This is a genomic window from Streptococcus sp. CL6.35, from assembly GCF_049737915.1.
Classification (GTDB): domain Bacteria; phylum Bacillota; class Bacilli; order Lactobacillales; family Streptococcaceae; genus Streptococcus.
The window spans coordinates 54,560-75,095 of sequence record NZ_JBKOTU010000004.1; the positions used below are offsets into that span (position 1 = coordinate 54,560).

The 20,536-nt window shown below is 40.4% G+C and carries 16 protein-coding genes and 2 pseudogenes; 9 read left to right on the forward strand and 9 right to left on the reverse strand.

All coding sequences use genetic code 11. The annotated features are described in order from the left end of the window. Positions 1–34: 34 nt before the first annotated feature. The 4 genes from ACLNCP_RS06065 (at position 35) to ACLNCP_RS06080 (ending at position 3,196) form a co-directional block, all read left to right on the forward strand. Entirely contained in the window at positions 35–1,492 is a 1,458-nt protein-coding gene (locus ACLNCP_RS06065; RefSeq protein ID WP_261056776.1) for an N-acetylmuramoyl-L-alanine amidase, read from the forward strand. Positions 1,493–1,814: 322 nt separating this feature from the next. After that, the gene (locus tag ACLNCP_RS06070; RefSeq protein ID WP_000725073.1) at positions 1,815–2,129 is read left to right on the forward strand and encodes a hypothetical protein; all 315 of its coding nucleotides are present in this window, start codon (positions 1,815–1,817) and stop codon (positions 2,127–2,129) included. Between the two features lie 50 nt (positions 2,130–2,179). Continuing rightward, on the forward strand, positions 2,180–2,443 hold the full coding sequence (locus tag ACLNCP_RS06075; RefSeq protein WP_049551315.1) for a hypothetical protein: 264 nt from the start codon (positions 2,180–2,182) through the stop codon (positions 2,441–2,443). Between the two features lie 123 nt (positions 2,444–2,566). After that, positions 2,567–3,196, forward strand: a complete 630-nt coding sequence (locus ACLNCP_RS06080) for an MBL fold metallo-hydrolase (protein ID WP_045611185.1) — start codon at positions 2,567–2,569, stop codon at positions 3,194–3,196. Between the two features lie 126 nt (positions 3,197–3,322). Here the strand turns inward: ACLNCP_RS06080 and pepO are convergent, their stop codons facing one another. Then, positions 3,323–5,215 (reverse strand): endopeptidase PepO, encoded by a 1,893-nt coding sequence (gene pepO / locus ACLNCP_RS06085; RefSeq protein ID WP_045611183.1) that lies wholly within the window; start codon positions 5,213–5,215, stop codon positions 3,323–3,325. Between the two features lie 180 nt (positions 5,216–5,395). Between pepO and ACLNCP_RS06090 the strand changes: the two genes are divergently transcribed. From ACLNCP_RS06090 to tpx, 4 genes are all read left to right on the forward strand, one after another. Then, positions 5,396–6,118, forward strand: a complete 723-nt coding sequence (locus tag ACLNCP_RS06090; protein ID WP_049524592.1) for a metal ABC transporter ATP-binding protein — start codon at positions 5,396–5,398, stop codon at positions 6,116–6,118. Further along, the gene (locus ACLNCP_RS06095) at positions 6,115–6,963 is read left to right on the forward strand and encodes a metal ABC transporter permease subunit (protein ID WP_424844183.1); all 849 of its coding nucleotides are present in this window, start codon (positions 6,115–6,117) and stop codon (positions 6,961–6,963) included. Before ACLNCP_RS06090 ends, ACLNCP_RS06095 begins: the two co-directional genes overlap by 4 nt. Before the next feature lie 31 nt (positions 6,964–6,994). Beyond that, complete coding sequence (gene psaA / locus ACLNCP_RS06100; RefSeq protein ID WP_084888713.1) at positions 6,995–7,924, forward strand: metal ABC transporter substrate-binding lipoprotein/adhesin PsaA; 930 nt, start codon at positions 6,995–6,997, stop codon at positions 7,922–7,924. Between the two features lie 123 nt (positions 7,925–8,047). Continuing rightward, complete coding sequence (tpx, locus tag ACLNCP_RS06105) at positions 8,048–8,539, forward strand: thiol peroxidase (RefSeq protein WP_000256026.1); 492 nt, start codon at positions 8,048–8,050, stop codon at positions 8,537–8,539. A 180-nt stretch (positions 8,540–8,719) separates the two neighbouring features. Here the strand turns inward: tpx and ACLNCP_RS06110 are convergent. From ACLNCP_RS06110 to ACLNCP_RS06125, 4 genes and pseudogenes are all read right to left on the reverse strand, one after another. Continuing rightward, positions 8,720–8,878, reverse strand: a pseudogene (locus ACLNCP_RS06110) (competence protein ComA); the annotation flags it as partial. 138 nt (positions 8,879–9,016) lie between these two features. Continuing rightward, positions 9,017–9,649: an ABC transporter ATP-binding protein gene (locus tag ACLNCP_RS06115; protein ID WP_424844184.1), complete on the reverse strand. Its 633-nt coding sequence runs from the start codon at positions 9,647–9,649 to the stop codon at positions 9,017–9,019. Position 9,650: 1 nt separating this feature from the next. Beyond that, entirely contained in the window at positions 9,651–11,666 is a 2,016-nt protein-coding gene (locus ACLNCP_RS06120; RefSeq protein WP_424844185.1) for a DUF1430 domain-containing protein, read from the reverse strand. Positions 11,667–12,176: 510 nt separating this feature from the next. Then, positions 12,177–12,347, reverse strand: coding sequence for a PhrA family quorum-sensing system peptide (locus ACLNCP_RS06125; protein WP_084925426.1), 171 nt, complete (start codon positions 12,345–12,347; stop codon positions 12,177–12,179). 188 nt (positions 12,348–12,535) lie between these two features. On the opposite strand from ACLNCP_RS06125, the gene ACLNCP_RS06130 reads away from it, so the two are divergent. Further along, positions 12,536–13,399: a helix-turn-helix domain-containing protein gene (locus ACLNCP_RS06130; RefSeq protein ID WP_084925428.1), complete on the forward strand. Its 864-nt coding sequence runs from the start codon at positions 12,536–12,538 to the stop codon at positions 13,397–13,399. A gap of 303 nt (positions 13,400–13,702) precedes the next feature. On the opposite strand, the gene ACLNCP_RS06135 is transcribed toward ACLNCP_RS06130, so the two are convergent. The 4 genes and pseudogenes from ACLNCP_RS06135 to ACLNCP_RS06150 all read right to left on the reverse strand — a co-directional run bounded on the left by ACLNCP_RS06135 (position 13,703) and on the right by ACLNCP_RS06150 (position 20,402). Next, positions 13,703–16,411, reverse strand: a complete 2,709-nt coding sequence (locus ACLNCP_RS06135) for an FtsX-like permease family protein (RefSeq protein WP_424844186.1) — start codon at positions 16,409–16,411, stop codon at positions 13,703–13,705. Between the two features lies 1 nt (position 16,412). After that, complete coding sequence (locus tag ACLNCP_RS06140) at positions 16,413–17,114, reverse strand: ABC transporter ATP-binding protein (protein ID WP_153198707.1); 702 nt, start codon at positions 17,112–17,114, stop codon at positions 16,413–16,415. Positions 17,115–17,244: 130 nt separating this feature from the next. Then, positions 17,245–19,657 (reverse strand): annotated as a pseudogene (locus tag ACLNCP_RS06145) (glycoside hydrolase family 95 protein). Between the two features lie 52 nt (positions 19,658–19,709). Next, positions 19,710–20,402 carry a phosphoglycerate mutase gene (locus ACLNCP_RS06150; RefSeq protein ID WP_000240129.1) on the reverse strand — a complete coding sequence of 231 codons (693 nt, stop codon included), beginning with the start codon at positions 20,400–20,402 and terminating at the stop codon, positions 19,710–19,712. Positions 20,403–20,536: the final 134 nt, after the last annotated feature.

Below are 20,536 nucleotides of genomic sequence, written 5' to 3' on the forward strand. Positions count from 1 at the left end.
ACTGAAATTTCATCTTTCTAGAAAGGCATATCACATGAAATCACACAAAAGACTGACACTTTTAGCTTTGGCTGTTCTTGGCTTATCAAGCCAAGTCGTTTTGGCTGACGATACGAGTCATTCCACTACTGCCTCTATAACTAGTTCAACTAGTAGCTCAATAAATACTTCCACTAGTCATTCTACTAACAGTTCTACAAATACTTCTGCTAGCAGTTCTCAAGCTAGTACAGAAACTTCGTCAACTACAACTAGTTCAAGTGAGCAAGAAAGCAAACCTTCTCTTTCTAGGGAAACCAAACCTAATCAACCTCTACAAACTGGCTGGGTAAAAGAGGGGAACAAGTGGACTTTTTATAGTCAAACTGGGGTTAAATTTACAGACACCCTCTATGATGGTTATTTCTTTGATAGTCATGGCTACTTGCTTGAAAACACTTGGTACCAAATGGGAAATAATTGGTACTATATCAATGGTTCAGGTAAATATTTATCCAACCAATGGAGCCAAATCAATGGCAAGTGGTATGCTTTTGATAGCTACGGTAGAATGTTGTCCAATGTCTGGAAAGGCGATTACTACCTCAAATCCAGCGGTGCTATGGCAGATAAGGAATGGGTCTACGACCAAAACTACTCTAGTTGGTTTTACCTCAAATCTGGCGGACGCTATGCCCAAAAACAATGGATTGGTTCCTATTACCTCAAATCTGGTGGCTACATGGCCCACAAAGAATGGATCTACGACCAAGACTATCAAGCTTGGTACTATCTTAAGGACGATGGTGTGTATGTTACAGGTACCTATACCGTGGACGGTAAAAACCAGCTCTTCCAAGGGGATGGAAAATGGATCCGTGAGTTAACACAAGGTTTTCAAAAAGGACACTACTCTAAAACTATCTTTCTCGATCCAGGTCACGGTGGTAAGGACCGCGGTGCTTATTACTATGGCATAGCTGAAAAAGAATTGAACCTTCAAGTTTATCGTAAGCTACGTAAACGACTAGAAGGACTCGGCTATACTGTTCTAACTTCTCGAGATAGCGATATAGACGTTGATTTTATTACCGAACGTTCTCGTATGGTCAACAAGACCAATGCTGACTTTTTCATCAGCCTTCATTTCAATGCAAAAGGGAATGATACAACCGTTAATCTAGGTATCCAGACCTATTCTTACAAGGATGAACCTGGTTTCCCTAGCAAGATTAACAAGGATTGGCACAACAATCCTGAACGGATGAGTGAAAGTAATCGTCTCGCAGCTGATATCCATTCTTCACTGCTAGCTGAAACTGGAGCTAGGGATGCTGGGCTCTTGCAAGCAACCTTTGCTGTCCTACGTGAAACAGCTAAACCAGCTGTTTTGCTAGAGATGGGATATATGGATAATCCAGAAGAAAACCAAAAAATCCGCAGCAGTGACTACCAAGATAAACTAGTTGAAGGGATTGTCAAGGGAATCCAAAAATATTATGCTGGTAATTAAAACAGTTTAAGCCTCGAACTCATTCGGGGCTTATTTTTTATCCAAACCATCTTCTTCTTTCTAGACCTATTTCCTTTTCCAGCTTATTCTCTCCAACTGTGCTATACCTATCTAGGAAAAAAATATTTCAGAATTGCTTGACAATTCTGAAATGTTTTTTTATAATATGTTATACAGTTAGATTTTCTATTTAGGTGATAGAAGGAGAGATAGAAGAACGGAAACCATATTGTAATCTAAATATAATTTAACTCCCTATGATTATCACTTTTTCATTCAAGTAAATATATTTGAATGACATCATTTCACAAAGGAGTATCCTATGAAAAAAATTGTACTAACACTATTAGGAGCTACTGCTCTATCTATTGCCGTTCCAATCAATGCTGCTGAAACCAATACAACAAATAACTTTGAAGGTCCTCGTTATGAGCGTATATATTCTCATCGTTATAGTAAAACAGTAACAAGATACTATAACGATGATGGTTACATCCCACCAACTATCTACTATTCAGAATATAATGATAGTTTCCAGTCAACCTTCAAAGGAACACTTGAAATAGATAGTGTACGAAGATCAAACGGTGGAACTCGTGTCACATACACTGGTACCTTGACTGGATTTTGGAATTAAAAATCCTCAAGATACTTTCTTTTATCCTTTAGTTTATAAGGAGAACACCTATGAAAAAAACTGGTATTTCTATCTTTGCTCTCCTAGTTTTAGGAGTTAGTTGCCTGTTCCTATTCAGCCAGCAAAGCTATAAAAAAACAGTCGTTCAATATTATGCTAACGACCAGAACCTGCCCAATAGGATAACTTATAGTGAGTATAGCGACAAAAGAGAAGCCAACTACGGTGGCACTCTAAACATCACGTCTATCAAACAAGCTAATGACGGAGTTTATGCAACCTATGAAGGGCAATTGACACCTCTCCAATATTGATAAATTGTTAACCAGCCTGTCTTCATCTAGTCATGCTGGTTTTTAAATTCATTCTAAATCCTTACCTATTCTCCCCAACTGTGCTATACTTATCTTAGTACATTCTTTGAGATTGGAGTCAATATGAAAATCCATAAAACCGTCAATCCTGTTGCCTATGAAAATACCTATTACTTGGAAGGTGAAAAACACCTCATCGTCGTCGATCCTGGTAGTCATTGGGAAGCCATTCGTCAGACAATAGAGAACATCAACAAACCGATCTGCGCTATTCTCCTTACCCACGCCCATTATGACCATATCATGAGTCTGGACTTGGTTCGCGAAACTTTTGGCAATCCTCCGGTCTATATTGCAGAGAGTGAAGCCAGCTGGCTCTATACTCCCGTCGATAATCTCTCTGGGCTTCCTCGTCACGATGATATGGAAGATGTAGTCGCAAAACCGGCTGAGCACACTTTTATCTTTCACGAAGAATACCAGCTAGAGGAATTTCGTTTCACTGTCTTGCCAACACCAGGACATTCTATCGGTGGTGTTTCCCTAGTATTTCCTGATGCTCACCTAGTCTTGACAGGTGATGCCCTGTTCCGTGAAACTATCGGACGAACGGACCTTCCGACTGGTAGCATGGAACAACTCCTCCATAGTATCCAGACTCAACTCTTCACCCTACCAAACTACGATGTCTATCCAGGACATGGTCCAGCTACTACTATTGCTCATGAAAAAACTTTCAATCCTTTTTTCTAACAAGATGGTGACAATGACTATCGCATTTTAAGTACATTATCCAACAGTCTTTCCACTATAAAAGGCATCCAGTCAAGGTTTTCACACCTGATTGAATGCCTTTTTCTGATGACTAGATTTTTTGCCTTACCAAATAATCACGCGCTCCTCTGGCGAACGCCACATACCGTCTCCTTCTTTGACATCATAGGTTGTAAAGAAATCATCGAAGTTTGGTACTTGTACATTGACACGGAGTTTGGCTGGCGCGTGCACATCAACGCTAGCCAAGAGTTTCATAAATTCTGGACGACCTTTCATGCGCCAGATGCGACCGAAGTTATGGAAGAACTCTTCTGCTGAGAAGTCTGGTTCTCGCTTGGCTGCTTCAAGCGCTGCAGCGATTCCTCCCAAGTCAGCCACGTTTTCTGATACCGTCAATTTACCGTTGATGGTTGCACCATAAGAATCCTGTCCATCAAACTGGTCGATAACTTTTTGTGTTTTCTCCTTGAAGGCAGCATAGTCGCTCTCTGTCCACCAATCCTTGAGGCTACCATTTTCATCAAAGGAAGCTCCGTTGGTATCAAAAGCGTGGGAAATTTCATGGGCAATAACCGCACCAATACCACCGTAGTTAGCAGAAGATGACTGATGCAAGTCATAGAAAGGTGCCTGTAAGATAGCTGCTGGGAAGACAATCAGGTTCTTCTGTGGATTGTAGTAGGCATTGACCATATGAGCAGGCATACCCCATTCCTTGTAGTCGACAGGCTGATTCCACTTGCTCCAACTGTGCTTGATTTCCACACGCGCAAAGGCTAAAGCATTGTCAAAAAGACTAGCATTTTCATCGACCACCTTGTCCTTGTAGCGTTCTGGCAATTCTTCTGGGTAACCAATATAAGGCTTGATGACATTGAGTTTGACAATGGCCTTGTCACGAGTTTCAGGAGTTAGCCAGTCATTCTTAGCCAAGCGTTCCTTATAGACATCAATCATGGTTGCCACTTTTTTCTCCACATCTGCCTTGGCTTCTGGAGAAAATTTTTCATGGGCATACCAGAGACCCAAGGCTTGTTTGAATGGACCTTGTGCTAACTGGTAGGCTGCCTTAATCTTGTCTTTGGCTTCTGGAACTCCTGAAAGCGCACGGCTATAGGCACCTGACAAGACACGGATTTCTTCTGTTAAATAGCTGGTTGAAAGATTGACAACACTCAAAATCAAGGTTGCCTTGAGAAGAGGCCAAGCTTCTTCACTATAGAATTGCTCTGCTGCTTGCCAGAAACGTTCCTCGTCTACGATAACCTTGTCTGGCACTTGTCCAAGAACTGCTTGGAAGAAGTCATCCAAAGGTAGGGCAGGCGCGAATTTTTTGAAATCTTCATAAGAATATGGATGGTAGAGTTTAGCATACTCTGAACTTTCTTCATTAGAGAGCACTACTGCCGCCACGCGACGGTCCAATTCTAGTCTTTTCTCCAGCAAGTCTTCAATTTCTTCATCAGAGAAATCATAAGCCTTGAGAAGATTTGCGCTAGTTTCTTTCCAAAGAGTCAAGAGCTCTTCGCGTTGAGGATGGTCTTCAGCATAGTAAGTCGTATCTGGCAGAATCGTGCTTGGAGCGCTAGCCCATAAAACGTTGATTCTGGCATCCATAAAGTCTGGCGATACACCAAAAGGAAGGAAGTTTGGTTTTCCAGCAAGTTCAAACTCTGCTAGTCTAGCTGTAAAATCTGCAAAAGTCTCCAATTCTTGGAATTCTTTAAGAAGTGGTAAGACAGGTTTGATACCGTCAGCTTCTCTCTTGTCAAAATCACGAACTAGGTGGTGGTATTTGACAAAGTTTGCCAAGATAGCATCCTCAGGCACCTCTTCACCTGCCAACCACTTGTCTGTTGTCGCCAGCATCAGGTCTTCAATTTCCTGGTCTAAATCAACAAAACCTCCAGTTTGAGACTTATCTGCTGGGATTTCTGCTGTTTTCTGCCATTCTCCATTGATTGCATCATAAAAATCATCTTGATAACGTGTCATCTTGTTCTCGCTTTCATTTTTTTAAGTTATTGCTAGCTTAACAAAAATTGCTTGGGAATGCAATTAAAAATGAACTTTCCTTTTCCATCATTTTTCAGTTATTATTTTAATTTTTTCAAAAATTAACTTGACTTAATTTTTTTTTTAATGTATATTAAGAGACAGGAGGAATACAAGTCTATGATACGTATCGAAAACCTCAGTGTCTCCTACAAAGAAACATTGGCACTTAAGGATATTTCACTAGTGCTCCAAGGACCAACAATTACCGGTATCATTGGTCCAAACGGTGCTGGAAAATCAACATTATTAAAAGGGATGCTGGGAATTATCCCACATCAAGGTCAGGCATTTCTCGATGACAAGGAAGTTAAAAAATCCTTACATCGAATCGCCTATGTCGAACAAAAAATCAATATCGACTACAACTTTCCCATCAAGGTCAAGGAATGTGTCTCGTTAGGACTCTTTCCCTCTATCCCTCTCTTTCGAAGTTTAAAGGCTAAACATTGGAAGAAAGTGCAAGAAGCCCTTGAAATCGTCGGTCTAGCTGACTATGCTGAACGGCAAATCAGTCAACTGTCTGGAGGTCAATTCCAGCGGGTCTTGATTGCCAGATGTTTGGTGCAGGAAGCCGACTATATCCTCTTGGATGAACCCTTTGTTGGGATTGACTCTGTTAGTGAGGAAATCATCATGAATACGCTGAGAGATCTGAAAAAAGCTGGGAAGACGGTTCTCATCGTCCACCACGACCTCAGCAAGGTTGCCCACTACTTCGATCAAGTCTTGCTTGTCAATCGAGAAGTGATTGCCTTTGGTCCAACCAAAGAAACCTTTACCGAAGCCAATCTCAAAGAAGCTTACGGTAATCGACTCTTTTTCAATGGAGGTGACCTATGATTGCAGAATTTATCGATGGATTGCAAAAATTCCATTTCTTACAAAATGCCTTGATAACAGCTATTGTCGTCGGGGTCGTAGCTGGAGCTGTGGGATGTTTCATCATCCTACGCGGGATGTCACTCATGGGAGATGCCATTTCACATGCTGTCTTACCAGGTGTAGCCCTTTCCTTCATCTTGGGCGTTGACTTCTTTATCGGAGCCATTGTCTTTGGATTGCTAGCTGCCATCATCATTACCTACATCAAGGGAAACTCGATTATCAAAAGCGATACCGCCATCGGCATTACCTTTTCTTCTTTCTTAGCCCTCGGTATCATCTTGATTAGTGTCGCTAAAAGTTCAACTGACCTTTTCCATATCCTTTTTGGTAATATCCTAGCCGTCCAAGATACGGATATGTTTATTACTATGGGTGTTGGGGCAGTCATTCTCTTGTTAATCTGGATTTTCTTCAAGCAACTCTTGATAACTTCCTTTGATGAACTATTGGCTAAAGCCATGGGAATGCCTGTCAATTTCTATCACTACCTTCTCATGGTACTCTTGACTCTCGTGTCTGTGACAGCCATGCAAAGTGTCGGAACTATCCTGATTGTAGCCATGCTGATTACCCCAGCTGCAACTGCTTATCTTTATGCTAATAGCCTGAAAAGCATGATTTTCCTTTCCTCAACCTTTGGAGCTGCAGCTTCAGTTTTGGGACTCTTTATCGGCTATAGCTTTAACGTTGCGGCAGGTTCTAGTATCGTGCTTACAGCTGCTAGTTTCTTTCTCATTAGCTTCTTTATCGCTCCAAAACAACGATATTTGAAACTGAAAAATAAACATTTGTTAAAATAAGGGGCAAAACCCCAATAAATTGGAGGATCTAATGAAAAAATTAGGTACATTACTCGTTCTCTTTCTTTCCGTCATTGCTCTTGTAGCATGTGCAAGTGGAAAAAAAGATGCAGCTTCTGGTCAAAAACTAAAAGTTGTTGCTACAAACTCAATCATCGCTGATATTACTAAAAATATTGCTGGTGACAAGATTGATCTTCACAGTATCGTTCCTGTTGGCCAAGACCCACACGAATACGAACCACTCCCTGAAGACGTCAAGAAAACTTCTCAAGCTGATTTGATTTTCTATAACGGTATCAACCTTGAAACAGGTGGCAATGCTTGGTTTACAAAATTGGTAGAAAATGCTAAGAAAACTGAAAACAAAGACTACTTTGCAGTCAGCGAAGGCGTTGATGTTATCTACCTTGAAGGTCAAAACGAAAAAGGCAAAGAAGATCCACACGCTTGGCTTAACCTTGAAAACGGGATTATTTTTGCTAAGAATATCGCAAAACAATTGAGCGCTAAAGACCCTAGCAACAAGGAATTCTACGAAAAAAATCTCAAAGAATATACTGATAAGCTAGACAAACTTGACAAGGAAGCTAAAGAGAAATTTAACAACATCCCTGCTGAGAAGAAATTGATCGTAACCAGCGAAGGATGCTTCAAATACTTCTCTAAAGCCTACGGTGTCCCAAGTGCCTATATCTGGGAAATCAACACTGAAGAAGAAGGAACACCTGACCAAATCAAGACCTTGGTTGAAAAACTTCGCCAAACAAAAGTTCCTTCACTCTTTGTAGAATCAAGTGTGGATGACCGTCCAATGAAGACTGTTTCACAAGACACAAACATCCCAATCTACGCACAAATCTTTACTGACTCTATCGCAGAACAAGGTAAAGAAGGCGATAGCTACTACAACATGATGAAATACAACCTTGACAAGATTGCTGAAGGATTGGCAAAATAAGCCTCTGAAAAACGTCATTCTCTCATGAGCTGGCGTTTTTTTCTATGCCCACATTTCCGGTCAAATCATTGGAAAATTCTAACCGTTTCAGCTAAAATGGAAGAAAAAAGATTGGAGTATCTTATGGTAACTTTTCTCGGAAATCCTGTGAGCTTTACAGGTAAACAACTACAAGTCGGCGACAAGGCACTTGATTTTTCACTCACTACAACAGACCTTTCTAAAAAATCTCTGGCTGATTTTGATGGCAAGAAAAAAGTCTTGAGTGTCGTGCCTTCTATCGATACAGGTATCTGCTCAACTCAAACGCGTCGCTTTAATGAAGAACTGGCTGGACTGGACAACACGGTCGTATTGACTGTTTCTATGGACCTACCATTTGCCCAAAAACGTTGGTGTGGTGCTGAGGGAATTGAAAATGCCATCATGCTCTCAGACTATTTCGACCATTCCTTTGGACGTGATTACGCCCTCTTAATCAATGAGTGGCACCTATTGGCACGCGCAGTCTTTGTCCTCGATACTGACAATACTATTCGCTACGTTGAATACGTGGACAATATCAACTCTGAACCAAACTTCGAAGCCGCAATTGCAGCTGCTAAAGCCCTATAGAAAAAATCCTCTGTCACAAAGAGTTCCCTACTCTTTGAAACGGAGGATTTTTCTTATTCTTTAATTATTGTTTATTTTGAAATGAATCCTTCAAAATCTTTTAGTTGAAAATTATATTTTTCAGTGAGTAACACATTATCCACTGCAACATCTTCTCCCAATGGGTAAATATTTCTTTTGAAACAGTTGTAGGAGGAAAATCTCTCCTACACTATTATTGATTCTGATAGAAAATTGCAAAATATCATCTACCAAACTTTCAATTATTAAGATTTTTTACAGTTTATCTGAATTAGAATCGCAAGGCTTCTCAATAATATAATTGTCGAATTTTTTCAATCTAACTTCCTCTCCACTATTTCTTCCTTTATCAAGAAAAAGTTACCTCAATATTAATAAAGTACAATTCTAAATTAACTCCAATTATTGATTCATGATAATTTCAGTAACTCATCGTGCAATTAAAAACAAGGATTTTTATTTCAGACGATCCATCGTGAACACTTCATCAGCCATCTCCCAAATTGCCGGATTATGTGTTGCGATAATGATTAGCCTATTATCATCTCGAAGAGATAGCAAAATCTCCATAATCAACTGAGAGGTTGCTGGGTCTATTGAAGCTGTTGGCTCATCTGCCAGAATAAAGGGTGGATTCTTTAAGATAACTTTTGCCAAGGCAACCCGTTGCGATTCTCCGCCCGATAACTCAAAGATGCGCTTATCTAGGTCAAGATAATTCAGGCCGACCTGTTCTAAAGCCTGCTTCTGCCTCAACCGCCGTTCCGCCCGACTCAACTTTTGACCAATGAGACCTAGCTTAAGGTTTTCTTCAATACTTTGGTTTTCAATTAATCCAAAGTTCTGGAAGAGGTAGCCCAATTCGTGACGGAAAAAATCACTCGATTTATAATTGGCCAAGTCTTTACCTCGGTAAAAAATCGTCCCATCATAAGATTCTAATTTCCCAATCATGTTCATCAAGGTTGTTTTTCCGCTACCACTTGAACCAATTAAGGCATAGACTTTTCCAGCCTCAAATGTCATTGAAAGATTCGAAAATAACTCTCGTTCTCCAAAAGATTTACTCACCTGTTTAAGTTCAATCATATTAACCTCCCTTCAAAACAAGCATGGACATCTTGTTTTCTTTCTGCATTTGGACATGTAACTGTAAAAGAGATAGACCAGTAAAGAGTAACGAGACTAAGAAAGCAACTCCTATCTCTACCATAAGAAATACACTCGCAACAAACCCCAGTAAAAACACACACAGTTGAGCAAAGAGATAAGTGCGATGGATTTCTAAGAACCTGAGACCTGCAATGCGTTTGATAAAAATGGCACGTCTAAATTCTTCAAAGTAGAGCCTATTCATAGTGTTAAACAACAAGATTGAAGTTGCAATCCCAAGCACAGCTCCTGCTAGCATTACCCAACGTTCCCTCTGGATATTATCCAATAATGTGATGTAGTTGTGGTAACCTGTTTGCATTTTTGAGACCCAATTTTCAATGCCTTGTCTCTGGATAAGCTCCTGGGCATCAGACAATTGATTAAAGAGAACGTAGTTCTGTACTGCGTCTACCCAAAACAAAATGGACTGTGGACCAGTTGATTGGGGTGTTATAACAATGATGATTGGATCTTTCAAAAACTGCTGGTAAGAAATAGGGGTCGTATTATACACAAAACGATCCTGACCTGATTCCAAATAACCTACCGTAGCAGTCATTTGCTGTCGTTCATCTTGACTAGACATGCGACTGGTTAAGTCGTCTTCAAAAACAGATTTATAATGTTCTTCCTCTGAACGGAGGTGTTCAGGCAGCAATAAGACAAACTCACCTACATCAAGGTGATTCATCTTTTGCTCAATAGTTGTATCTACAGGAATGTTTTGACGCTCCAAGTATTGCGGTGTGACGATAAGGACATTGCCATTCGGGTTGTAATCGTGCCATTCTGTAGAGGTTATAAAGTTTTTGGAGGAAGCCATGCCATTTTGCAAAGTACGGTCAATTAACTGGTGTCTAGATAAGAAAGCCTTTTGTTCTGAAACAGCCAGATCCATCAATTGATACCAAGTTCTGAGTTTCCTTTGAGCTTGTTCATCAAAACCAGGACTCGTTCCTTCACGGCTGATTGATAGGGTAATCAGTTGCCTTTCCTGGCTCCAAGCCTCTTGTCCAATCCGATGCTGTTGCCAGGCTTGGGAATACTTTAAGCTACTCCCTATTCCCAGCGTTACAATAATAATCGCTAATAGTTGACCGATTAAAATCAAACTAATGATTCCTCTGACAGGCACTTGCCCTTTTATAATCTGCATCAGGTGTATCTTTTTTATCCCAACTGCGAAGAGTTGAGCGAAAAACAGGGAGATCGACAACAAGATGAGATTATAACTGAGCAAGCCTTCTCCTATGGTCATTAGGGATTGCGTTGGAAGCGACAGAATTTTTTGCATAAGAATGGCGAGCACGCCAGCTAAACTGAAACCAACAGCTATCCCTTTCAAATCCTCACCAACTGGTCTAAGGAAAATGGACCACCGTTTCTCTCCTGAAATGAGGCAAATGCCCGACGACCGTAATTGGCTAATTTGACTAATTAAAGTCAGTGCTCCAAAGGTTAAGATGAAAATCAATAAACTGATTAACTGAAATCCGTTACTAAAGATAGCCATTAACGTAGATAGTTTAGATGGAATTGTCAGGTGCATGTTAGTCAAGCCAAGTTGACTTAGCTCCTCCCTTAGCAAGTGAATATCTAGGTTTCCATCGAATACAAAATAGTTTGTTTCAACACTACTACTTTGAGCATCTTCTAGATTTTTTTCCTGTAGCCCATCAGGCAACTTTCCGTTCCCAAAGGTCGTATAAGAAAACACTGGAGTACCTTCTGAGTTAGGATCCTGGTGTTGAATCGCAATAAAGCTATCCGTTTCTTCTGCTAGTTTTTCCAAGCGTGTAGCAACATGCTGAAAAGTTGTTTCAGGGGAAGAATCACGTACAACAACGTTGGGGTAATAATAGGAGACATATGTATCAGTCCAAATGGTAAATACCCAAACAAAGAACAAACTAGCAAGCAGGTTGGATATGAGTATAAATAATTTTTTCATAGTGCATTCCTTATTCTAAAATAGAGGACAGAAATACCCCTGACCTCTATAAACCAACAAGCTTAATAAACTATTGATAAAAGAATCTTCTTCAATTATTCTTTACCATCCCGCATCAAATGTAACTTGCTCCCCAATTATTTGGATCATGATAGCCTCCATAGGTCCACTCGCCACCACGGTGAGAAGCTACCAAAACAGGAAGAGCCAAACTAAATGCCAAAACGGCAAGGGATGATGCAACTACATATTTTAATTAGAAATCTCAGTCTGAATTATAGTATCCTATTTTTTCCTCCTTTCTAACTGCACGTTCCTTTCTACAGGCAGAGACCTAATTTTATAAACTAATCTTAAATACTTTAGATTTTGTAACTCATAATTTTCAACAGTTGGTTAGCTATGAAAGCATTTTATCAAACATCTCCATTCTTATATCTATCTGGTATTGTTACAAGCTCTCATAAGAATACCTTTCTCTAAATAGTTGAATTTTAAAGTAATACGACATCAATCAGCCTTCCCAACATCAAGACCATTGGACTTCTTTTGTGATTGCACTCGAATCTCCAATTGTTTATTCTTCTGAATAAACTGTTGGTAAGGAATTGTATTACTAAACGTAAAAACCCCTAGTAATGCTAATATAGCTAATTTTTGAATTCCACAATTTTTCTTCATTCGTGAAACCCTTTTCTTTTTCGTTATTCTTATTTTAACAGATATATTTTATGTAGCCAAGCATTTTTATGTAATTTTTGACTTTTTTTTATTTATTACCATAAAGAATTATTTGTTTCTTTAACTTACTATTTTGAACTAAAAATTTTATAATGAAATTAAGTAAATAGGAAGGTTTATTATCTTTAATGAATACACTCGCAGAGAAATTCAGATTGAAAAGAAAAGAGTTGAGACTCTCCCAACAAACTCTTGCAGAAGGAATTTGTGAACAAAGCCAGATTAGTAAAATTGAGAGAGGGCATTTCATTCCCTCCGCAGACCTTTTGTTCAAACTCTCACAGCGACTTGAAGTACCATTAGATTATTTTTTTAATGAACAAATTGAAATTAAATCTAATCTCTCTAATTTCAAGCAATTATCTGCTCGACTATTAGATGACAGAAATTATGACAATTTGGAATATATTTATAGAATAGAGATTGAACGAAGTACTTTTCTAACACTAGAAGACCGAACTTATCTTGAATGGATTAAAGCTATTATTGACTTCTATCAATATGACAGTAAGTGTGAGGCTATTTCTTCATTGGAAAATATATTATTAAAAGTCTCCTCAAATACTCTGATTTATTTAAAGGTATTGAATACTCTATCTAATTTCTATTCCTTAGTGGGCCGTGAACAAGAATATGAGGCAAACTACTCTCATTTGATGGAGTTATATCAGACAAAAAATTTTGAGCATCAGGAGTTTTTATTTGGTTACATCAGAGTTCGTTACAACTACGCTCACTACCTAGTATCAAAGGAAAAATATAACGAAGCCATCCAAGAAGCTCTTGAGACGATTGAACTCTGTAAACAAAGACAGACAAGCTACCAACTGGCTCCTCTACTTATTCTTGTAGGAAATGCTGGAGCCAAATTTCTAGACAAAGAACAAGTCAAAAATTATTATATAGAAGCAAAAGAGTTATGTAAGATTTATAACAATCCTTTAATGTTGATGAAGATAGAAAATTATTTGAAGGAATTAGATACTGTTTAGTTAATCTTGACATTATAGTTTTTCTGAAACGTTAAATAACCTGTAAGGCTGATAGTGAAATTAATACTATCAGTCTTATAATTATGTGACTATTAGTCCGTCTCGCTCCGCTAGGTGCGAGACAAAAAAACCACCCGTTTGACGGGTGGTCATGATTTACGAGTAAATACAAGTCCAATCTGATAAAAACAACTAATACTCTTCGAAAATCAAATTCAAACCTCGTCAACGTCGCCTTGCCGTACTCAAGTACAGCCTGCGTCTAGTTTCCTAGTTTGCTCTTTGATTTTCATTGAGTATAAATTATTCTACAGATTTCAAGGCTTCAAGCATATCAACCTTTCTCAGATGATAATTGACAAAGAAACCAAGCAAGGTCAAAATGATGCTTACTGCTGCCACCGGGATGACATAGACTTCCCACCCTACCTGCGGATAAAAGAGAATAGTCGCAGGCGAAATCATTTGAATCAAAAATTGATGTAAATAGAAACCAGATACCAAACCAAGTACGATTCCCACAAGGGACAGCACAATCGTCTCACGGTAAATGTAGAGAGTGACTTCATTATTATGAAAACCGAGAACCTTGATAGTGGAGAGTTCACGGATTCTCTCAGCTACGTTTATATTGGTCAGATTGTAGAGGATAACAATAGCCAACAGAACCGATACGATGACCAAGATGGTCATGGTCTGATTGAGTGAACTAGCGACGGAGTCAAAGAGTCGAATGGCTGAAGCATTCTGGACAACGCTGGACACCGCAGATTGATTCATAAGTAAGTTGGCCTGCCTTTCGATACTAGTTGCACTGGTATCCCTTAGCGAGACCAGATAAGTGTTGGCTTGGGCTAGCAGTCCGTAAATTTGCTCATAGTCAGTCTGACTCATATAAATAAAATGACCAACGTAGTTCTCAGCAATAGCAGCGACCGTTAGTTCCTTACCTTCAATTTCTAGAGTCTGCCCAACCTTGACACCTGCCAGTTGGGCAAGTTTAGCTGTAATAACGACGCCATCTTTTAATGTCATCTCCTGCTGACGATTTTGCAGATGAATAAAGGGAGTCAAATCCTCCTTCTCTGTCATCATAAGGGTAATTGTCTGAAGACCCGCCTTACCTTTGAAATCCTTGTCTAGCGTTTTTGAATAGATTTTCTGGTAGGCTTGGATGTCCTGCCCTTTCAACACTTCTTCTAGATTTGCCTTATCCTGATTGGTCGCACTAGGATTTTCAGAGACAATCATCTGATACTGTTGGATTTGTTGAAACTGTCTAGACGGAACTCCTGCTACAGAGGATTGGATTCCCAAACCTGCAAAGAGCAGAGCGACTGAACCTGCCACACCAAAGATCGTCATCAACATACGCTGCTTATAACGGAAAATATTGCGGGCTGTTACCTTATGGGTAAAACTGAGACGACGCCAGATAAAACCGATGCGCTCTAGTAAGATTTTAGCTCCTTTAACAGGAGGTTTAGGCAGTAAAAGCTGGGCTGCTTCGTCATGAAGTTCCCTACGAGCTACCAAGTAGGCTGGTAACACACTCGCCAACCAACTCAAGACAAGAGCCAGAAAGCTATAGGTCCAATAGAACTGAATCTGGGTTTCTCCCACTACCATACCTTTTGTAATAACACTTGAAATCACACCGGCTAGTAAATAATGTCCAAGTATACTACCTAGAGCTGTTCCGACAGTCCCAGCTACTAGACCATAAAGGAGAAACTTGGCAATAATATCCTTACTGCGATAGCCCAGGGCCTTAAAAATCCCTGCATGAGTTCGCTCTTCATCCACAAAACGAGTCATGGTTGTAAAGGTCACCATAGCTGCTACGGCATAAAGCACTACAGGAAAGATATTGCCCACTGCCCGAATACTGGCTGAAGCATTACTGTACATGAGGTAGCCTTGACCACCTGGCATGGTTTGCCGATTATAGACTTGATACTTGGGCTCAGCTAAATCATCCAAGACTTGCTGATGTTTTTCTAATTTTTCCTTTTCTTGGGCTAGATTTTGTTCAGCCTGCTTTAGTTTATCCTCTTCCTTGCTCAATTCCTGCTTGGCTTGGACAAGTTGAGCACTAGCCTGCTCTCTCTGAGCTTGAGGAAGCAAGGCTAGTTGACTTTCCTGATCCTGTAAACGAGCTTGAGCAGTTGCTAAACGACGCTTGCCTTCCTGCAAATTAGTATCAGCCTTGTCAAGGGTCTCTTGGCCTTTGTCTAGAGACTCTTGTCCTTCTTTTTTCAACACTTGCAGACGTGCCTTGCCATTATCTGACAAAGCTTGTTCTAGGTCTTCCTGATGCTGTTTGGATTTTTCTTCATAAGTTGCTGAAAAAGCATTTAAACCTGACAAATCTTGATATTTTAAACGAGCTATATTGTAGACTTTCTGATCAAACTGACTAGGTAAAATCACCCCATAAGCTGTCAGAGTCCCACTTCCACTTCCTGCGTAGCCCATATCTCGCTGGGAGAGGATTTCAGCTGAATCCACAAAACCAGTAATGGTATAAGTATGGTCTTTTAAAGAGGAATGACCCTCTTCTTTTTCTTTAAAACTAATCTCCTGTCCCACGCTGTATTGGCCTTGCAAATGAGTGGCCAATGCGATTTCCTTGTCTGACTGAGGAAGTCGTCCCTCTCTTAGCTGAAAGGTTGAAATTCTCTCTGGTTTGGAGTACAGCCGAATGGCATCCTGCCCATTCTCCATAGTCACATCTGTCAAATAGCCAAGCTCAACCTTTGCGCCCTCTATCTGTTCTAGTTCTTTTTGATCTATTTGATCCAAGCCATAGTTAGACATGACTGCCAAATCCAAGGTTTGAGCAGTTCTTAAATACTCATTGGCGGTCGCCTCCATATTGGGACTAGTCACTTTGAGACCGACTAAGGCTAAAGACCCCAACATCATCAAGGTCAAGATAGATAAAAAACGCCCCTTGGAGCCGCTGAAGGACTGAATCAAGTCCTTCCAATAAGTTTTTCGCTTAATCATGCTAGTACTCCAAACTGTCAATATCCTGAGGATGCTGGTTAATCGCCACATCCTTGACACCGGCATCGTGCATATGAATCACGCGATCAGCAATAGGGGCCAAAGCTCCATTGTGAGTCACGATGATTACCGTCGCTCCCTTTTGATGAGACATGTCTTGGAGAATTTTCAAAACCTGCTTACCCGTCTGATAATCCAAGGCTCCAGTAGGTTCATCACAGAGGAGAATTTTAGGATTTTTAGCTACAGCGCGTGCAATGGAGACTCGCTGTTGCTCCCCTCCAGAAAGCTGTGCTGGAAAATTATTAAGACGATGAGCCAGACCTACATCTGTCAAAACCTGCTCAGGATCCAAGGCATCCGTCACGATTTCAGAAGCCAGTTCCACATTTTCCTTAGCTGTCAGATTGGAAACTAGATTGTAAAACTGAAAAACAAAACCGACATCATTTCTACGGTAATTGGTGCGCTGGTGGGAACTATAGTCTGCAATATTGACACCATCAATCCAGATTTCTCCCTCGTCATTGGTATCCATTCCCCCAAGAAGGTTAAGAACCGTTGACTTGCCAGCACCTGACGCACCAAGGATAATCACCAGCTCCCCTTTTTCAATTTCAAAATTCACATCACGATTGGCCATAATCTCCGTGTCCCCAACCTGATAACGCTTGTAACAATGTTTCATCTCAATATAAGCCATTAGTGCTACCCTCTCTTAAACAAATTACTTCATATTACCATTATAACGCTTTTTCAACTAGTTGGAAACTGCTTACATTCTCAAATCCTTATTAAAAGGCAGTCTCAAACTACTGCCTTCTATCACCTTCTTAAAAATAAAATTGAACCAGATCACCTTCTGCTGTTGCCACCGAAATACAATCTTTCCCCATGCATTTCACTTCTGCTTTTTCTTGATTCATTTTAATCACACTCTTCTCAATATCTGGATAAGAAACTCGCAAATTTCCCCCACTCCTTGATAAAATGGTCAACTGTAAGAGTTTTTTATCTGCCCAACTCATGCTAACTTCAAAATGTCCACGTGTCATTAAGCCTGAAACAGAACCTCTTGACCAAGCATCAGGTAGGGCAGCTAGAGGCACCAGATGATCTGTATGAGACTGGAGTAACATTTCTGCCATTCCACTGCTAGCACCAAAATTGCCATCTATCTGAAAAGGAGGGTGGCTACACCAAAGATTTGACAAGGTCGATGACTTTAAATTGCTCTGCTAATAATTTATGGGCTCGATTGCCATCTCCTAGACGCGCCCAGAGATTGATCTTATTAGCCTTGGACCAGCCTGTGCCACCATCTCCACGATCATTGAGGCTAGCACGCGCCGCTTCAAGATACTCTTGTCCCTTATAGCTAAAGAGATTGCCTGGATAGAGTCCCACTAGATGGGAAGCGTGCCGATGCTGGGCCTCCACTTTCTCATTTTGAAAATACTGCTCTTCCTCCTCATACCACTCCCTGATTCGACCAGATTGAGTGATTTGAAGAGGATTAAGCAAGTCAAACTTCTCCTTGACCTCAGTCAACAAAGCCTCATCCAGTCCCAATTCCTGAGCAGCCTGAATAAAATCATGAAATAACTGCCAAATTAGAGATTGGTCATAAGTATTGCCAATCGAAATTGGACCATGTTCTGGTGAATAAGACGGAGAAGACACCCAACGCTGGGCCTCCTTATCCTCATGTAAAAAAGCATTCCAAAAATGTACCGTTTCCCTCAACATGGGATAAATTTTCTCCCTGAGATAGTCTTGGTCCCTATAAAATGAATAGGCTTCATAAACAGTTTGCATCATCCAAGCATTGGCAGCTGGTGACCACCCCCAGTAATAATCCCAACCAGGTGCCGTCCAGCCAAAAGGAGTCGCTTGAGTATGAACCAGCCAACCATTCTCCTCACCTTTCTGAGAGACGATTCCTGCATACCTTGCAGCCGCTAGACGACCATAGACACGCAAATCATCGATATAGTTGATGACTGGAAAAGCCGTCTCTAGAAGATTAGTAACATAGGCTGGCCAATAATTCATCTGCAGATTGATATTCAGGTGATAGTCCGAATTCCAAGGAGGATTATCGACCGCATTCCAGACTCCCTGTAGGTTAGCTGGTAGAGCATCTGAGCAATCTCTAGAAGAACTAATCAATAAATACCGTCCATACTGGAAGAACAATTCCTCCAAAGCATGCCCCTCTTGTGGCTTATAATTTTTTAGCAAATTATCTGTAGTGGATGTGTCTACATCAGCTCCCAAATCCAATTGAACACGTTGGAATAAGGCTTGGTAATCCTGAATATGCCTTGATTTCAATTGGGCATAGCCCTTTTCTTTAGCTATCTCCACCAAGTCCTTAACCTGTTTCTCTAAATCTATTTTCTTGCGATAATTACTAGCAGGATTTTGGGCAAAATCAGTCTTAGCAGCCAAGAAGAGATTGGCATAACTGGCTCCTGATATCTGAACCTTATTCGACCAGACTCTAATATCACCATCCGTTTGCCAAGCTAGACAGCCAGCAAACTGAAGATCATTATCCTTAACCCATCCCTTCATCAAGATATGAGAATCAGTAATATCCAGCTGGCACTCCTTGTAATCAGACTTTTTCTGCTCATCCTTTCCATCAGAAGCCAAATCACGGGTCAAGGACAGTTCTATAGTAAAATCTAGAGTTTCCGACCCTTCCTTAGAAAAGCTCTGAACCAAGAGATCATCTGGAAAACTGGCAAAGGCTTCACGTTCAAATCTCGTTCCCTTATAGGCATAAGAAGTCGTAGCAAGCGCCTTACTGATATTCAGCTGTCTCTGGTAATCCGTCACCTGAGACAAAGCCTTACCTTGTTGGCTGAACTCAATGAAAATATCTCCAAAGGACAGATAGGTCCCATATTGACTCGTTTGGGGCCCAACTAGGTGCTGCTCAGCCAGTTCCTTAGCCCGATTGTAATCTCTCTTTTCCAAAGCCTGCCGAATCTTACCTAAAAAAACATACTGATCCTGAAGATTTCCACCCTGATAATCTGAACTATCAGGAAGTGGACCACCAGACCAGAGACTTTTTTCATTGAATTGAATCCGCTCAGCCCCTATAAGCCCAAATATTTTTGCCCCTAAAGAACCATTGCCTATCGGTAAGGCCTCTTCTTCCCAACCCTTATATATTGTTGACGCTGGTCGCTTGTAGGTCAATACATAATCTTGTTTTTTATTCCTTATCATACTTCCATACTAACATAAAAAGCCTAGAAATCAATCCTAGGCTTACAATTTTTTATTTTCCAAGGTAGTATTCAGAAACTACGTTCAATTTTTCGTCAAATTCGAATACCAATGGTGGGAAGTTAGGGATTTCCACATCCATGATTTCGTCATCTGACAAACCTTTGATGTGTTTTACAAGAGCACGGATTGAGTTACCGTGAGCTCCTACGAATACGTTTTTACCATCTTTAAGAGCTGGAGCGATTTTATCTTCCCAGAATGGAAGGGCACGTTCCAAAGTCACTTTCAAGTTTTCAGCATCTGGAATAACTGAATCATCAAGTGAAGCGTAACGACGGTCTGTGTGAGCTGAGTGCTCATCATCACGATCCATATTTGGAGGCAATACATCGTATGAACGACGCCAGATGTGAACTTGCTCATCACCAAATTGTTCAGCAGCTTCAGCTTTGTTTTTACCAGTCAAACCACCGTAGTGACGTTCGTTCAAGCGCCATGATTTTTCAACTGGAACCCACAATTGGTCAGAAGCTTCAAGAGCCAAGTTAGTTGTTTTGATCGCACGTTTCAATACTGAAGTATAAGCTTGGTCAAATTCGATACCAGCTTCTTTGATCAATTTACCAGCGTCAATCGCTTGTTGTGTACCTTTTTCAGACAAATCAACATCAGCCCAACCAGTGAAAAGGTTAGCTTTGTTCCATTCAGACTCACCGTGGCGAGCAAAAACCAATTTTACCATTAGATGGATTCTCCTTTAAATTTTCCGAGGTTTCCCCTCGTTTATCTATTCTATTTTACACAATTTTTCACAAAAAAGCTAGTCAAAACCAAAAAGGAAAGGACTGTTTGGCAATCACATTGTTTTTGGTTATT

Coding starts and splice junctions, on each gene's coding strand:
- ACLNCP_RS06070 (WP_000725073.1), top strand. CDS start 1,815: ATGAAAAAAATTGTACTAACACTATTAGGAGCTACTGCTCTATCTATT.
- ACLNCP_RS06065 (WP_261056776.1), top strand. CDS start 35: ATGAAATCACACAAAAGACTGACACTTTTAGCTTTGGCTGTTCTTGGC.
- ACLNCP_RS06130 (WP_084925428.1), top strand. CDS start 12,536: ATGAATACACTCGCAGAGAAATTCAGATTGAAAAGAAAAGAGTTGAGA.
- ACLNCP_RS06095 (WP_424844183.1), top strand. CDS start 6,115: ATGATTGCAGAATTTATCGATGGATTGCAAAAATTCCATTTCTTACAA.
- ACLNCP_RS06080 (WP_045611185.1), top strand. CDS start 2,567: ATGAAAATCCATAAAACCGTCAATCCTGTTGCCTATGAAAATACCTAT.
- psaA (WP_084888713.1), top strand. CDS start 6,995: ATGAAAAAATTAGGTACATTACTCGTTCTCTTTCTTTCCGTCATTGCT.
- ACLNCP_RS06135 (WP_424844186.1), bottom strand. CDS start 16,411: ATGATTAAGCGAAAAACTTATTGGAAGGACTTGATTCAGTCCTTCAGC.
- ACLNCP_RS06150 (WP_000240129.1), bottom strand. CDS start 20,402: ATGGTAAAATTGGTTTTTGCTCGCCACGGTGAGTCTGAATGGAACAAA.
- tpx (WP_000256026.1), top strand. CDS start 8,048: ATGGTAACTTTTCTCGGAAATCCTGTGAGCTTTACAGGTAAACAACTA.
- ACLNCP_RS06140 (WP_153198707.1), bottom strand. CDS start 17,114: ATGGCTTATATTGAGATGAAACATTGTTACAAGCGTTATCAGGTTGGG.
- ACLNCP_RS06120 (WP_424844185.1), bottom strand. CDS start 11,666: ATGAAAAAATTATTTATACTCATATCCAACCTGCTTGCTAGTTTGTTC.
- ACLNCP_RS06090 (WP_049524592.1), top strand. CDS start 5,396: ATGATACGTATCGAAAACCTCAGTGTCTCCTACAAAGAAACATTGGCA.
- ACLNCP_RS06075 (WP_049551315.1), top strand. CDS start 2,180: ATGAAAAAAACTGGTATTTCTATCTTTGCTCTCCTAGTTTTAGGAGTT.
- ACLNCP_RS06115 (WP_424844184.1), bottom strand. CDS start 9,649: ATGATTGAACTTAAACAGGTGAGTAAATCTTTTGGAGAACGAGAGTTA.
- pepO (WP_045611183.1), bottom strand. CDS start 5,215: ATGACACGTTATCAAGATGATTTTTATGATGCAATCAATGGAGAATGG.
- ACLNCP_RS06125 (WP_084925426.1), bottom strand. CDS start 12,347: ATGAAGAAAAATTGTGGAATTCAAAAATTAGCTATATTAGCATTACTA.